Here is a 13,967-nt window from a genome sequence, read left to right on the forward strand (position 1 = left end):
ATATTTTATAAGAAATACTAAAAATTAGAAATTCTATTTTCGAAAAAGATTGTACATTTTATTTTAATGTGCTATGATGATGTCAGTTGAATAGTTAAATTAAGCAATCCATATGTTATCAAGTGCTGGAAACGAACGAGAAAAAGTATGTGAGAACTAGTTTATGTTTCGTATTTGATAATGTGTGGATTCTTTTTTTAGACAGGAAGACTAAAAAATTAAAAATTTGTATTTTCTTAGGAGGAAATAATTATGGCAGTAACAGGACAAGTAAAATGGTTTAACAACGAAAAAGGCTTCGGTTTCATCGAAGTTCCAGGCGAAAACGACGTATTCGTACACTTCTCAGCAATCGAAACTGACGGTTTCAAATCTTTAGAAGAAGGTCAAAAAGTTAGCTTCGAAATCGAAGACGGTAACCGTGGACCTCAAGCTAAAAACGTAATCAAACTATAATTTTATAGTTGATGATGGAAAAAAGGATGGCTAATGCCATCCTTTTTTTGTTGTGGGGAAAGTTTTTTCAGAGCCTGTTTTTATATCTAAATCTCTTTTTCTATGTTACAACGGGTGAAAAATTATCTGGAATGCGTATTAGTTTCTGTAGAAGAATTAGTTCAGCAAGAGCATTTGCTGCGTATGATAGTAAATAACTATAAATTTGTATTCTCTATTGAAATAGGGGAATCTTTTCCAGATAGACCTTGAGTAACATCTTTTTTGTTAGCATTGTTGTTGGAATTTTGTACGTTTTGAGATGATGTTTCTAACAGTTGTTCTTGTTCCTTACTAGGGGTATTCAGAGCATCTGAGGGAATGCTATTAACCTGCTGATTTAATGGATTTTCTTTATCCATAGTATACAACTCCTTTTTAGAATTCGATAAAAATCAATGTAATTATAAATAGCTACTTATATATATTGTGTTTTTGAATGACATTATATACAAAACCTATATTACAAAGTTAACTAATTAACGAATTGTTAGTGATGGATAAAGATGTACAAATTTGAAGTGTTTAATAAAAATTAAAAGCGGGTAACAAGTAATACTCTTTCTCATGTTTTATATAAGGATCATATTACAAATCAAAAAAGATGTAGAGAACCTTGGAAGAAAATATAGTCGTTTTTTAGGGGGAAGAAGAATAAATAAAATGATACTACGAATGTAAAAAGGCATTCCATAAAGGAAGGCCTTTTATTGTTCTTGTCCTGATTTTTTCTTCTCACGTTTTTTACATTCTGGACATTTTGATTTACGAAACGGTTTGGCAAAGAATAGCAGAATGAAAAATAAACCGAATATAATACTAGCTGAGTTTTTCACGATAATGACGCTACTATTTTTCATTTGAATCGATGGTTGGATCTCTTTTTCTTCCATAGTGGCCCTCCATATATTGGATTTACATTTTAATTATAGCAAAGTTAATTGTTTTCATGATGTGAAAATAGGAAGGGATAATAAATATTTATAGGTAGTATAAATGCTGTTTTTATAACTTTAAAATTAAATCATTACTATATCGTGATTTTTTTATTTAACAAATGTTTGATAAATGATAAAAAATTGTAAAAAAGCGGAACTTGTAAGCTATTTCCTTTTCATAGATGCTAAAATTATATATGCAGCTGCTAATATAAATGGAAAAAAGGAGATAATGGAGTATGGAAAGTAAAGTGGAACGCTATGTCGAAAATTATGTTGTAACGAAAAATACGATGGCCTTACTTCCTGTTATTCTAAGTGAAAAGAAAATTGTTACGCGAGTCGTTGAAATGAATGATTCTTTTTTCGTATTTCAAAAACCTCTAGATATTATAGAAAGAAGTTGCCGCAAGCATGGCTCTAGTTTCTTAGGCAGAAAAGAAGGAACGAAAGAGTTAACTCATATTACACATAAAGCACCGATTGCGATTAGTCCAGCAGATCAACTTTATTTTTTCCCTACCTATTCTTACTCTAGAAAAGAGTGTGCTTGGTTGTCTCATTTTTATATTGAAAGTAATAAAGAATTAAAAGATGGAAATCTTATTATTAGATTTATAAATGGCTTTGCTGTGAAATTAGAGATATCAAAAACTAGTTTTGAAAATCAACAAAATCGTACAGCGAAATTACGTACTGAATATGAAGATCGTAGGAAAAAACAAGGGAATCCTTGTTTTAAAGAGGTTGATAAAAAAGAGGAATCAACATTAAGACCCGCTTATGAGAGTGTGTATTTTGTAAAGGAAGGCGAAGTGTGAAAGGATGGGGGAATCCCCATTCTTTTTTTGTTTATCCTGTTATTTGTGGGCAGTAAGACCCCGCCTCAAAATTCAGCGAAAGCAAAGAAGTTAAGCGGGGTATCAACAAAATCTCCACTGATTAAAGTTTCACTTTATCAGTCTTTGTAGGTAAGGCGATATATTAGAAAAACCGAGTTGTAATTGTTATATTTAGAAAATCACCATTGTAATTTCATTTACCGAAAAAATCAAAAAACAATCTAAATAACAAAACGAACGACACGTCCTGTCGAATATTGATAGATTATCATAGCTAAATAATGAAGGAATTCTTATGAAAGATATGGAAACTTTAATAAATACATCTCCATATGTCGTATCTACCATTTCCTCTTTCATATAAGCAATGATACAGTAGGGATAGTATTTAGAGTAAAGGGGTAAAGTGTAGAATGGATTTTCAGACAATCAAAGAGTATTTTTCACCAGAAAATATGGATCATATTGTTGAGAGTTATAAAGCGTTCGGACCACTTCTTGGTATTGGTTTACCGATGATAGAGGCGTTGATTCCAGCATTACCGCTTATCGTATTTGTACTGGCGAATGCTGTTGCATTTGGCTTTTGGCTCGGTTTTCTTTATTCATGGCTTGGATCAGTAATGGGTGCATTACTTGTCTTTTTCATCATCCGCCATTTTGGTCGCAGTCGTTTCTTTTCGTTTGTAAATAAGCATGAGAGAGTACGAAAAGCAATGGGGTGGATTGAAAGGAAAGGATTCGCACCGATTTTTGTTATATTTTGTTTTCCGTTTACACCGTCAGCGCTCATAAATGTTGTCGCTGGTTTATCCCGAATTAGTGTAAAACAGTTTGGTCTAGCGTTAGCATTCGGAAAACTTGTGATGATTTTTATTTTAACGTATATCGGTCATGATTTAATGTCATTTATTCATAATCCGGTGAAATCAGTTATTGTAGCGATTGGTATTTTTATTTTATGGTATGTCGGTAAGAAAATCGAAGTAAAGTTAGAACTACATTAAGAATAGTCTTCTTTGTAAAGGAAAGCTTCAGTATTAAAGGATAAGGGGAGAAGCAGATGAAGAAAACTTTGAAAAAAGAAGGCATGGAGTGGATACGAACAATTTTAATTGGTGTATTATTAGCTGTATTTTTTCGAACGTTTTTCTTTTCAACGTATGTTGTAGAGGGGAAGTCAATGATGCCGACATTGCAAGATGGCAATATGCTAGTTGTAAATAAGGTGAGTTATCAAGTTGGGGACTTGAACAGATTTGACGTTGTGGTATTTCATGCGAATAAAAAAGAGGACTATGTAAAGCGGATTATCGGTTTACCTGGAGATCATATTGAATATAAGCAGGATAAGTTATATATAAACGGTCAATTTATTGATGAGCCGTATTTAGAGAAGTATAAGAAAGAGATAAACGGAAGGCAACTAACAGGCGACTTTACATTAGAAGAGTTAACGAAAGAAAAACTGGTGCCACCTGGGTTTATTTTTGTAGTAGGTGATAACCGGCTCGGGAGCTGGGATAGTAGACACTTTGGCTTTGTAAAAGCTGATACAGTCGTCGGTAAAGTTGATTTGCGATATTGGCCAATTCAAGAGGTGCAAACGAATTTTTCAAAAGGTTGATATAATAGATAGAAGTATAGAAAAAGGCAAACAACTCAGTTTGTCTTTTTTCGTGTCCTATAATACAATTATAGTAGCAAACTAACGTTCGTTATGTAAGTGAAAGGTGGGGTTACATGTCACTTCGATTTGTGATTGGTAGAGCGGGAAGTGGAAAAAGTACACTTTGTTTACGCGAAGTGCAAGAAGAGTTAAAACAACGCCCGAGAGGGAAAACAATATTATATCTTGTGCCAGAACAGATGACATTCCAGACGCAGCAGGCGTTAATTGGAAGTGAGGATGTAAGAGGTTCTATTCGGGCACAAGTTTTTAGTTTTTCACGATTAGCGTGGAAGGTACTGCAAGAAGTTGGCGGAGCGAGTCGTCTTCATATTGATGAAGCTGGTGTACATATGTTACTCCGTAAAATTGTAGAGTCTCGTAAAGATGGATTATCGGTGTTCCAAAAAGCAGCGGAGCAAAACGGTTTCTTTGAACATCTTGGCAGTATGATTGCAGAGTTTAAACGTTACAATGTAACGCCATCTAACGTATATGAAATGTGGCAACAATTAGATGCGCATAGTAGCAGTGCCGAACAAAAGTTACTAGCGAATAAAGTGTATGATTTACAGCTATTATACGATGATTTTGAACGTGCTTTAATTGGAAAATACTTAGATTCAGAAGACTACCTGCAATTGCTAGTGGAAAAGCTTCCGCAGTCTGAATATGTAAATGGTGCGGAAATTTATATAGATGGATTTCATTCATTCTCCCCGCAAGAGTTAGAGATTGTAAGACAGCTTATGATTTGCGGAGCGAGAGTTACAATCACGTTAACGATAGATGAAAAAACGTTAGCGCAGCCAGTAAATGAACTCGATTTATTTTATGAAACGACGTTAACGTATGAAAAAATAAAACAAGTAGCGCGTGAAGAGAAAATAGAAATTGAAAAAACAATTCCACTTATGGAACAGCCGCGTTTTCATTCTCCGGCATTAGCGCATTTAGAAGCTCATTATGAAGCGCGTCCGAATGAAAAATTTAACGGTGAAGCGAGTGTAACGATTAGTACAGCTGCGAATTTACGAGCGGAGGTAGAAGGTGTTGCGCGTGAAATTCGTAAACTTGTTGCGAATGAAAAATATCGTTACCGGGATATTGCAGTGCTTCTTCGTAATGGGGAAAGTTATTACGATGTGATGCGAACGTTATTTACAGATTATAATATCCCGCACTTCATCGATGAAAAGCGCCCGATGTCACACCACCCATTAGTAGAATGTATTCGTTCTGCACTCGAGATTATTAGTGGGAATTGGCGTTATGATGCGGTGTTCCGTTGCGTGAAAACAGAGCTTTTATATCCATTAGACGTAAGAAAAGAAACGATGCGTGAAGAAATGGATGAATTTGAAAATTACTGTTTAGCGTACGGTGTACAAGGAAAGAGATGGACTTCAGAGGATCCATGGATGTATCGCCGTTATCGTTCTCTTGATGATACGAACGGGATGATCACAGACAGTGAACGTGAAATGGAAGAGAAAATAAATAGGTTACGTGACGTTGTAAGAACACCTGTTATTCGCATGCAAAAAAGGTTAAAGCGTGCAGGAACAGTTATGCAAATGTGTGAAGCAGTTTACTTATTTTTAGAAGAACTGGATGTTCCGAAAAAACTAGAAGAATTACGTATACGTGCAGAAGAAAGTGGAGATTTCTTATTTGCGACAGATCATGAACAAGTATGGGAAGAAGTAATGAGCCTTCTTGATACGTTTGTAGAGATGCTTGGTGAGGAGAAAATGTCTCTTTCTATGTTTACGGACGTTATGTCGACTGGTCTTGAGGCGCTTCAATTTGCTAACATTCCGCCGTCATTAGACCAAGTGTTAATTGCTAATATTGATCACTCCAGATTATCTGACGTGAAAGCAACGTTTATTATAGGTGTAAATGAGGGTGTTATTCCAGCAGCACCTATGGACGAAGGTATGCTTTCTGATGAAGAAAGAGAAGTTCTTGGTGCAGCAGGGATTGAATTAGGGCCAACGACGAGACAAACTTTGTTAGAAGAACAGTTCGTTATGTATCAAATGGTAACGAGAGCATCTGAGAAGCTATACATTTCATGCCCGCTTGCAGATGAAGAAGGAAAGACGTTACTTGCGTCTAGCTTTATTAAGAAAATAAAAAGAATGTTCCCTAATGTGAAAGATTCATTTATTACGAATGATGTAAACGATTTATCACGTTCAGAACAAATTTCATACGTAGCAACGCCAGAAGTAACGTTATCTTACGTTATGCAGCAACTACAAACGTGGAAGCGATACGGATTTGAAGGGAATTTAGACTTTTGGTGGGACGTATATAATTTCTACGTAACTTCAGATGAATGGAAACAAAAAAGCAGCCGCGTCTTATCAAGTTTATTCTATCGAAATCGTGCGAAGAAATTAAGTACAGCAGTAAGTAGAGATTTATACGGAGATATAATTAAAGGAAGTGTCTCTCGTATGGAACTATTTAACCGTTGTGCATACGCTCATTTTGCGCAGCACGGTTTATCGCTTAGAGAGCGTGATATTTTCAAGCTTGATGCGCCAGACATCGGCGAATTATTCCATGCGGCATTAAAGAAAATTGCGGACAAGTTATTGCGTGAAAACCGTACTTGGGCGGATTTATCCATAAAAGAGTGTGAGCATCTTTCTGTTTTAGTAATAGAAGAAATCGCACCGTTATTACAACGACAAATTTTATTAAGTTCAAACCGTCATTTCTATTTAAAACAAAAACTACAACAAATCATTTTCCGTACTTCAATCATTCTTCGTGAACATGCGAAGTCAAGCGGATTCGTACCAGTTGATTTAGAAGTGCCGTTCGGTATGGGTGGTACAGGATCACTTCCGCCGATGGAATTCTCATTACCAAATGGTGTGAAGATGGAAGTAGTCGGTCGTATTGACCGTGTTGATAAGGCAGAAGATGAAAACGGGACGTTCTTACGTATTATTGATTATAAATCAAGTTCAAAAGCGTTAGATTTAACGGAAGTGTATTACGGATTAGCACTTCAAATGTTAACGTATTTAGATGTCGTTACTTCGAATGCACAGACGTGGATGAAAAAAGGCCACGCAGCATCACCAGCTGGTGTATTGTATTTCCATATTCATAACCCAATCGTTGAGATGAAAGGTGACGCATCTGAAGCTGAAATTGAAAAAGAAATTTTAAAGAAATTTAAAATGAAAGGACTCGTATTAGGAGATGCTGACGTTGTTCGTTTAATGGATAACAAACTTTCAACAGGAAGCTCAGATATTATTTCTGCTGGTCTGAAAAAAGACGGTAGCTTTAGTGCGCGTTCAAGTATTGCAAGTGAGCAAGAGTTTAACGTACTGCAAAAATATGTACACCATACGTTTGAAAATATCGGAAAAGATATTACAGAAGGTGTTATCGATATTGCTCCTTATAAAATGGGAAATAAAGCAGCATGTACGTTCTGTAACTTCAAGTCTGTTTGTCAATTTGATGAGTCACTGGAAGATAATCAGTTCCGATCGTTAAAAGATATGAAAGATAGCGAAGCGATGGAGAAAATAAGAGAGGAGGTTGGCGGAGAATGATAGAAAATTGTCCTAAAAAACCAGAAGGTAGTCAATGGACAGATGACCAGTGGAAAGCTGTTGTAGCGAACGGGCGTGATATTTTAGTTGCGGCTGCAGCTGGATCAGGTAAAACAGCAGTATTAGTTGAACGTATTATTAAAAAGATTATTAATGAAGAGAATCCAGTCGATGTCGACCGCCTGCTCGTTGTAACATTTACGAATGCAGCAGCGCAAGAGATGAAAAACCGAATCGGGGAAGCGTTAGAAAAGGTATTAATTGATGAACCAGGTTCTCAACACGTAAGAAAGCAGCTGAGCCTATTAAATAAAGCTTCCATTTCAACAATTCACTCATTTTGTTTACAAGTAATTAGAGGATATTACTACATGCTTGATGTTGATCCTCGTTTCCGTATTGCGAATCAAACAGAAAATGAATTGTTAAAAGAAGAAGTGCTAGATGACATATTAGAAGAAGAGTACGGAATCGAAGATAATACAATCTTCTTTGAACTTGTTGATCGTTATACGAGTGACCGTAGTGATGATGACTTACAACGTATGATTTTAGCGCTTCATACAGAGTCAAGAGCGCATCCAAATCCGGAAAAATGGCTTGATAAATTAGTAGAAGCATATGACGTAGAAGGAAAGACAATTGAAGATTTAGTGTATGCTTCTTATTTATTAGAAGATGTGAAATTCCAGCTTGAAACAGCGGAACAGCATATTCGTAAGGCAACTGAACTCGCAATGCTTCCTGACGGTCCAGCGCCTCGCATTGAAACCCTGCAAGCAGATGTAGCATTACTTGGAACGCTATCATCAGCTGCTCGTGAGTCATGGACAAGTGTGTATGAAGCGATGCAAAACGTATCGTGGCAAACGTTAAAGCGTATTAAGAAAAGTGATTACAATGAAGATGTTGTAAAACAAGTAGACTCTCTTCGTAATAAAGCGAAAGATGAAGTGAAGAAATTACAAGAAGAGTTATTTAGCCGCAAACCTGAAAGTTTCTTACGAGATTTTCAAGATATGCACCCAGTATTAGAAAAGCTTGTTCAACTTGTAAAAGTATTTACAGAGCGTTTCCAAGCGATGAAGAGAGATAAAGGAATGGTCGATTTCACAGATTTAGAGCATTTCTGTTTACAAATTTTAAGTGAACAAAGTGAAAATGGTGAAATGAATCCGTCAGCAGTGGCGCTCCAATATCGTAATAAATTTGCTGAAGTATTAGTCGATGAATATCAAGATACGAATTTCGTACAAGAATCGATTATTAAATTCGTAACGAAAGATTCTGAGAGTGAAGGAAACTTGTTCATGGTTGGTGACGTAAAGCAGTCGATTTATCGTTTCCGACTAGCCGAGCCAGGACTATTCCTAGGAAAATATAAACGCTTCACACAAGAAGGATTAGGCGGCGGAATGAAGATTGACTTAGCGAAAAACTTCCGTAGTCGTCATGAAGTACTAGCAGGTACGAACTTTATTTTTAAACAAATTATGGGCGAAGAAGTTGGGGAAATTGACTACGATGCTGACGCTGAACTAAAGCTAGGTGCTACCTATCCAGAAGGTGAAGATGTAGCAGCAGAATTACTATGTATTCAGCAAACGGAAGAAGAAGTAATAGACGGTGAAGAAGGTGCAGAAGTCGAAAAAGCACAGCTTGAAGCTCGCCTTATGGCGCAGCGCATTAAAGCGATGGTTGATTCCGGTTATGAAGTGTATGACCGTAAAAATGATAGTATGCGTCCGGTACAATACCGCGACTTCGTTATTTTACTTCGCTCCATGCCGTGGGCCCCGCAAATTATGGAAGAGTTAAAATTACAAGGAATTCCAGTATACGCTGACCTCGCGACTGGTTATTTTGAAGCGACAGAAGTAAATATTATGATGAACGTATTCCGCGTTATTGATAATCCGATGCAAGATATTCCGCTTGCTGCTGTACTTCGTTCCCCAATCGTTGGATTGAGCGATGAAGAACTTGCAACGCTTCGTGCTCATGGAAAGAAAGGCTCGTTTTATGAAGTAATGAGCTCATTCTTAAAAGGGGCACCGCTTGAAGAGGAGCAAGAACTTCATGATAAATTAGAGTGGTTTTATAACTTACTGCAAGGATGGCGTGAATTCGCCCGTCAACAATCACTTTCTGATTTAATTTGGAAAGTGTACGGTGAGACAGGTTATTACGACTTCGTTGGCGGTTTACCGGCTGGAAAGCAAAGGCAGGCAAACTTACGCGTACTATATGACCGCGCAAGACAATATGAAGCAACATCATTTAGAGGATTATTCCGCTTCTTACGTTTTATTGAACGTATTTTAGAACGCGGTGATGATATGGGTACGGCGAGGGCTCTCGGTGAACAAGAAGACGTTGTTCGCATTATGACAATTCATAAAAGTAAAGGGTTAGAGTTCCCAGTTGTATTTGTAGCTGGACTCGGTCGTCGTTTTAATACACAAGACTTAATGAAACGTTTCTTATTGCATAAAGATTTCGGTTTCGGTTCGCAATTTATCGATCCGCGTAAACGAATTAAATATACAACATTATCACAGCTTGCGATTAAGCGTAAAATGAAAATGGAATTAATTGCGGAAGAAATGCGCGTACTATACGTAGCATTGACGCGTGCGAAAGAGAAGTTAATTTTAATCGGCACAGTTAAGGATGCAAATAAGGAAATGGAAAAATGGCTTGATGCGAGGGAACATAGTGAATGGTTATTACCAGATCACATACGTGCCGGAGCGTCTTGTTATTTAGACTGGATTGCACCTTCATTATATAGACACCGTGATAGTGAAATGCTTCTTGAATTAGGACAAGGAAGTATTCCAGATGAAATTTACGAGTATGACACTAGCTGGAAAGTAGAAGTTGTGGACGGTAACACGCTACTTGCTCCAGAGCCAGTTCAAGAAGAGAAACAAGAATTGTTAGAAGCGCTTCGTGAGAAACAGGCTGTTCCCCTGCAAAGTGAACGGAAAGAAGAAGTGTACGACAGATTAATGTGGAAGTACGGATATGAGGATGCGACATCTCATCGTGCGAAGCAATCTGTTACAGAAATAAAGAGGAATTATCAATCTGAAGAAGGTAGCGATAACGCCTTTATTAAAAAACTACGTGCACCAATTAAAACACGCCCGCGATTTATGGAGAAAAAAGGGTTAACGTACGCAGAGCGCGGAACAGCAGTCCATGCCGTTATGCAGCATGTTGATTTGAAGAAGCCGATTACGATTGAGGTTCTTCAAGAGCAAATTGCTGGAATGGTAAATAAGGAATTATTAACATTCGAGCAGGCGGAAGAAATAGCGATTGAAAAAGTAATTTCATTCTTTGACAGTGACTTAGGTAAAAGGGTATTAGCGGCGAAAAGTGTTGAGCGTGAAGTACCATTTACGATGATGCTTGCAGCAGAAGAAGCATATCAAGATTGGCAAGGGAAGAGCGGGGAAATGATTCTTGTCCAAGGGGTTATCGACTGCATGATTGAAGAGGAAGATGGCATTACGTTAATCGACTTCAAAACAGATACGATTGAAGGGAAATTCCCAGGCGGATTCGAACAAGCGAAACCAATTTTAGAAGATCGATATAAAGTGCAGCTTTCTTTATATGCAAAAGCACTGGAGAAAAGCTTACAACATCCTGTAAAAGAGAAATGTTTATACTTCTTTGATGGGAATCACGTTGTAAATATTGAAGAATAGAGGGGCTTGAAAATGGTAACGGAAAAAACGTTAAGAACTTGTGAACAGGGACACGAGTACTATAAAAGTAGCGATTGTCCAACTTGCCCAGTCTGTGAGAAAGAGAGAAAACCAAAAGAAGGTTTTCTCTCTCTTCTTTCAGCGCCAGCAAGAAGGGCATTAGAGCACCGTGGAATTCAAACTGTAGAAGAACTCTCAAAATATAGTGAAAAAGAAATTTTAAAACTGCATGGTATGGGACCTGCGTCTTTGCCGAAGCTTAGGAAGGCTTTGGAGGAGAGTGGGTTATCATTTAAATAAAATAGTGCCTCTTCACTACTTACTTGTTTATACCACTATTTGTGGACAGTCAAGCTCTTGCTTATTAAAATTTCATTTTAATAATTTTGAATTAGATAAAAGAAAAAAGTAGGAGAATATCTCCTACTTTTTTTACGCTGTTCCAATCTGATCTTGATCTGCCACATCAGAATCAAATGTATTCGTTGCACTAACACCGTTAAACGTATTCACGACAAATCCAACATTGGAAGCTCCGGACCCATTATAAGCTTTCGTGTTTTCTTTCGGAGAAACGTTATAAAAATCTCCTAAATTGAAAGAACCGTTACTGTTTTGAACGACGAGATTTCCAACAACAGAAGGCATATCCATCCACCTACTTTACTAAACTTTGTAATTACTATATGAATTATTGTGCGGAAGGTTCATCTGTAATATATTGGCGGATTTGCATAATACGAGAGTTATTAAAAACATAATCAACATTTCCAATTTGAAATCCACCAGAGTTTAAAAGTGTGCGCAATTCAACGTTATTCACTTCAATAAAAGGGCATTCATTTACAATATTTAATTTTACATCTGTCGTTCGTTTTGGAATTGTAATGTGTTCATCTGTAAAGATTTCAAAAGCATCAAAGCTACCTTCTCCCCGTATATAACAAGGAATTTCACGGTGGACGGCAATAGCTCTACTTTTTAATTCCATTTGATTGGCATCTCCAACTTGAAATACGGCAGCAATCCCTAACGAAACAATAGAAACATTTTGGACAATAGACACATGATGCAACATAATTTTTCAGTCTCCTTAACCTGGAGTAGGAGGGACATCTGTTACTAATGGTACAAATGGACCCTCTGTAACTGTTTCAAATGGTGTATCGAGAATAGAAGATAGAATGAGGAGATTTGCATCTCCAATTAAAAAGAGTGCGGACGACGATACACCGTTCATTTTAATCTGTCCGACTTTTAACTCACGGTTTACAACGTTAAGGTTCATACCTACTTACTCCTTTCGGAAATTTCCCGGTATGTGCTGAATAAAGGAGAGAAAGGCTTTGTCAATATCTTGTTTCATTGCCTGAATAATGATATCTCGTAAATAGTCTGGATCTGTTGAAATACCTTCATATGATTGCGCTTGTGATAAATAATAAGGGAGTCGATGCTCCATCTGTTTTTTTATGTCATCCACCATCATTTGTCGATACATTTCATCAAGCGGTGTTCTCTCTTCTTGTTCAAAATGGAGAATACGATTATATGCTTCTTCATCTAAGTATCGATGCATTTCTTGGAGGATACCTTGATAAAAGTCTGGGTTTGTTTCGGTTTCAGGGTTTACCTTCAATGTTTCTGTATCCACTTGAAAATCTTCAATTTGTTGTCCTTTTGCTGAAAATGGGTTTAAACCAATATTTAAAGTACCATTTAAATTTTCGACTTTTAATTGATCGAATTTGTATTCCACTTTTCCTACAGAAGAGGAGGGGCGATTTTTTAATTCGTTAAGCTCTTCTTGGAGTTGGCGCACTTGATCTTCTAAATTCAGGATGGTTGCTTGTTGTGTTTGAAGAGCTTGTTGAAGTTGGTGTAAGTAAGTATATATATCTTGATTCATTTGTGAAACCTCCTTTTCAATAGGGAGGGTAAAAATATTCCTGCTATATATTTATGACAAGGATGTCTTAAGAAGAACTAGTTGATGGTTTGATAGAAATAATTTGTCCTTTCGCCTGTAATGGGCGAAGCGGTTCCGTAAATCCGCCCGTATTTGAAAATTTAGATAGGGCTTTAATACTTCCGGCAGTACCAATTTGGAACACAGAAGAGGTTGTAATGCTATCAATTTTAATACTGTTGATGATGATACTTTGGTTTACATAAAAATTCAATGCAATTGCCTCCTTTAAGTTGAGCCAATTATCGCTTGATCGATTACATCTGAATCGTTGACAGTCGTTGCACTTTGATAATTGTAGACAGAAACATTATCTCCAACGTTGAAAGAGCCGGCCCCGGCGAAAGCACGTGAGTAACTAATAGGCCTAATCGCAAATACATCTCCAATATGAAAAATACCACTTGATCCAATATTGACGATACGAATATGTCCGACCATAGCTGGCATACAAAACACCCTTCGCTTTTAAAATTTTCTTTTCTACTATTGTATGGGCGTTTCCAATAAAATGTGTATTTTTTTGAAATAAAAGAAACACACGCATTATTGCGTGTGTGTTTTGAACGTTTGATTAGGGTGTAAATCCGTATGTACATGACAAATTACATTTAAGAGCCTGTCCAGTTCTTGGCTACAATCCACTGTTTTTTGAGAAGTCATTCCATAGCGTTCAGCAAAATAAATCATTTTTTCACGTTTTTTTTCAATCGCTTGCTCAAACATTGAAATCGGCTCCATC

At 36.9% G+C, this 13,967-nt stretch carries 16 protein-coding genes; 7 read left to right on the plus strand and 9 right to left on the minus strand.

Annotated features, from left to right (window positions below):
* The first annotated feature begins 252 nt into the window (after nucleotides 1-252).
* A complete protein-coding gene (cspA, locus tag ACTFRU_RS09005) occupies nucleotides 253-456 on the plus strand; it encodes an RNA chaperone/antiterminator CspA (RefSeq protein WP_000301518.1) in 204 nt (67 codons plus the stop codon).
* 197 nt (nucleotides 457-653) lie between these two features.
* Here the strand turns inward: cspA and ACTFRU_RS09010 are convergent, their stop codons facing one another.
* Nucleotides 654-857 (minus strand): hypothetical protein, encoded by a 204-nt coding sequence (locus ACTFRU_RS09010; protein ID WP_000356924.1) that lies wholly within the window; start codon nucleotides 855-857, stop codon nucleotides 654-656.
* 345 nt (nucleotides 858-1,202) lie between these two features.
* Nucleotides 1,203-1,388, minus strand: a complete 186-nt coding sequence (locus ACTFRU_RS09015; protein WP_000391373.1) for a hypothetical protein — start codon at nucleotides 1,386-1,388, stop codon at nucleotides 1,203-1,205.
* A 284-nt stretch (nucleotides 1,389-1,672) separates the two neighbouring features.
* On the opposite strand from ACTFRU_RS09015, the gene ACTFRU_RS09020 reads away from it, so the two are divergent.
* The 6 genes from ACTFRU_RS09020 (at nucleotide 1,673) to ACTFRU_RS09045 (ending at nucleotide 11,556) form a co-directional block, all read left to right on the plus strand.
* The gene (locus tag ACTFRU_RS09020; RefSeq protein WP_000444443.1) at nucleotides 1,673-2,254 is read left to right on the plus strand and encodes a competence protein ComK; all 582 of its coding nucleotides are present in this window, start codon (nucleotides 1,673-1,675) and stop codon (nucleotides 2,252-2,254) included.
* Between the two features lie 434 nt (nucleotides 2,255-2,688).
* Nucleotides 2,689-3,282, plus strand: coding sequence for a TVP38/TMEM64 family protein (locus ACTFRU_RS09025; RefSeq protein WP_000347517.1), 594 nt, complete (start codon nucleotides 2,689-2,691; stop codon nucleotides 3,280-3,282).
* Nucleotides 3,283-3,338: 56 nt separating this feature from the next.
* The gene (lepB, locus tag ACTFRU_RS09030) at nucleotides 3,339-3,902 is read left to right on the plus strand and encodes a signal peptidase I (protein WP_000751919.1); all 564 of its coding nucleotides are present in this window, start codon (nucleotides 3,339-3,341) and stop codon (nucleotides 3,900-3,902) included.
* Between the two features lie 116 nt (nucleotides 3,903-4,018).
* Nucleotides 4,019-7,534, plus strand: a complete 3,516-nt coding sequence (addB, locus tag ACTFRU_RS09035) for a helicase-exonuclease AddAB subunit AddB (RefSeq protein ID WP_025709863.1) — start codon at nucleotides 4,019-4,021, stop codon at nucleotides 7,532-7,534.
* Complete coding sequence (addA, locus tag ACTFRU_RS09040) at nucleotides 7,531-11,256, plus strand: helicase-exonuclease AddAB subunit AddA (RefSeq protein WP_046392456.1); 3,726 nt, start codon at nucleotides 7,531-7,533, stop codon at nucleotides 11,254-11,256. The genes addB and addA overlap by 4 nt, the downstream gene beginning before the upstream one ends.
* Nucleotides 11,257-11,268: 12 nt before the next feature.
* Nucleotides 11,269-11,556 (plus strand): RNA polymerase alpha subunit C-terminal domain-containing protein, encoded by a 288-nt coding sequence (locus tag ACTFRU_RS09045; protein ID WP_000255728.1) that lies wholly within the window; start codon nucleotides 11,269-11,271, stop codon nucleotides 11,554-11,556.
* Nucleotides 11,557-11,688: 132 nt separating this feature from the next.
* On the opposite strand, the gene gerPF is transcribed toward ACTFRU_RS09045, so the two are convergent.
* The 7 genes from gerPF to ACTFRU_RS09080 form a co-directional block, all read right to left on the minus strand.
* Nucleotides 11,689-11,904 carry a spore germination protein GerPF gene (gene gerPF, locus ACTFRU_RS09050; RefSeq protein ID WP_001141566.1) on the minus strand — a complete coding sequence of 72 codons (216 nt, stop codon included), beginning with the start codon at nucleotides 11,902-11,904 and terminating at the stop codon, nucleotides 11,689-11,691.
* A 43-nt stretch (nucleotides 11,905-11,947) separates the two neighbouring features.
* Nucleotides 11,948-12,334, minus strand: coding sequence for a spore germination protein GerPE (locus ACTFRU_RS09055; protein ID WP_000902333.1), 387 nt, complete (start codon nucleotides 12,332-12,334; stop codon nucleotides 11,948-11,950).
* 15 nt (nucleotides 12,335-12,349) lie between these two features.
* Complete coding sequence (gene gerPD / locus ACTFRU_RS09060) at nucleotides 12,350-12,544, minus strand: spore germination protein GerPD (RefSeq protein WP_001052807.1); 195 nt, start codon at nucleotides 12,542-12,544, stop codon at nucleotides 12,350-12,352.
* 6 nt (nucleotides 12,545-12,550) lie between these two features.
* Nucleotides 12,551-13,165, minus strand: a complete 615-nt coding sequence (gene gerPC, locus ACTFRU_RS09065) for a spore germination protein GerPC (protein ID WP_025709865.1) — start codon at nucleotides 13,163-13,165, stop codon at nucleotides 12,551-12,553.
* Between the two features lie 67 nt (nucleotides 13,166-13,232).
* Entirely contained in the window at nucleotides 13,233-13,439 is a 207-nt protein-coding gene (gene gerPB, locus ACTFRU_RS09070) for a spore germination protein GerPB (RefSeq protein WP_001012508.1), read from the minus strand.
* A 14-nt stretch (nucleotides 13,440-13,453) separates the two neighbouring features.
* Entirely contained in the window at nucleotides 13,454-13,675 is a 222-nt protein-coding gene (gerPA, locus tag ACTFRU_RS09075; protein ID WP_001111187.1) for a spore germination protein GerPA, read from the minus strand.
* A gap of 96 nt (nucleotides 13,676-13,771) precedes the next feature.
* Nucleotides 13,772-13,951, minus strand: coding sequence for an aspartyl-phosphate phosphatase Spo0E family protein (locus tag ACTFRU_RS09080; RefSeq protein WP_000462841.1), 180 nt, complete (start codon nucleotides 13,949-13,951; stop codon nucleotides 13,772-13,774).
* Between the last annotated feature and the right edge of the window lie 16 nt (nucleotides 13,952-13,967).

Source organism: Bacillus cereus group sp. MYBK220-1 (assembly GCF_051916445.1).
GTDB classification, from domain to species: Bacteria; Bacillota; Bacilli; order Bacillales; family Bacillaceae_G; genus Bacillus_A; species Bacillus_A cereus.

Bases quoted from the DNA above. Each gene is read 5' to 3' on its own strand.
- cspA (WP_000301518.1), top strand. From the start codon at position 253: ATGGCAGTAACAGGACAAGTAAAATGGTTTAACAACGAAAAAGGCTTC.
- ACTFRU_RS09010 (WP_000356924.1), bottom strand. From the start codon at position 857: ATGGATAAAGAAAATCCATTAAATCAGCAGGTTAATAGCATTCCCTCA.
- ACTFRU_RS09015 (WP_000391373.1), bottom strand. From the start codon at position 1,388: ATGGAAGAAAAAGAGATCCAACCATCGATTCAAATGAAAAATAGTAGC.
- ACTFRU_RS09020 (WP_000444443.1), top strand. From the start codon at position 1,673: ATGGAAAGTAAAGTGGAACGCTATGTCGAAAATTATGTTGTAACGAAA.
- ACTFRU_RS09025 (WP_000347517.1), top strand. From the start codon at position 2,689: ATGGATTTTCAGACAATCAAAGAGTATTTTTCACCAGAAAATATGGAT.
- lepB (WP_000751919.1), top strand. From the start codon at position 3,339: ATGAAGAAAACTTTGAAAAAAGAAGGCATGGAGTGGATACGAACAATT.
- addB (WP_025709863.1), top strand. From the start codon at position 4,019: ATGTCACTTCGATTTGTGATTGGTAGAGCGGGAAGTGGAAAAAGTACA.
- addA (WP_046392456.1), top strand. From the start codon at position 7,531: ATGATAGAAAATTGTCCTAAAAAACCAGAAGGTAGTCAATGGACAGAT.
- ACTFRU_RS09045 (WP_000255728.1), top strand. From the start codon at position 11,269: ATGGTAACGGAAAAAACGTTAAGAACTTGTGAACAGGGACACGAGTAC.
- gerPF (WP_001141566.1), bottom strand. From the start codon at position 11,904: ATGCCTTCTGTTGTTGGAAATCTCGTCGTTCAAAACAGTAACGGTTCT.
- ACTFRU_RS09055 (WP_000902333.1), bottom strand. From the start codon at position 12,334: ATGTTGCATCATGTGTCTATTGTCCAAAATGTTTCTATTGTTTCGTTA.
- gerPD (WP_001052807.1), bottom strand. From the start codon at position 12,544: ATGAACCTTAACGTTGTAAACCGTGAGTTAAAAGTCGGACAGATTAAA.
- gerPC (WP_025709865.1), bottom strand. From the start codon at position 13,165: ATGAATCAAGATATATATACTTACTTACACCAACTTCAACAAGCTCTT.
- gerPA (WP_001111187.1), bottom strand. From the start codon at position 13,675: ATGCCAGCTATGGTCGGACATATTCGTATCGTCAATATTGGATCAAGT.
- ACTFRU_RS09080 (WP_000462841.1), bottom strand. From the start codon at position 13,951: ATGTTTGAGCAAGCGATTGAAAAAAAACGTGAAAAAATGATTTATTTT.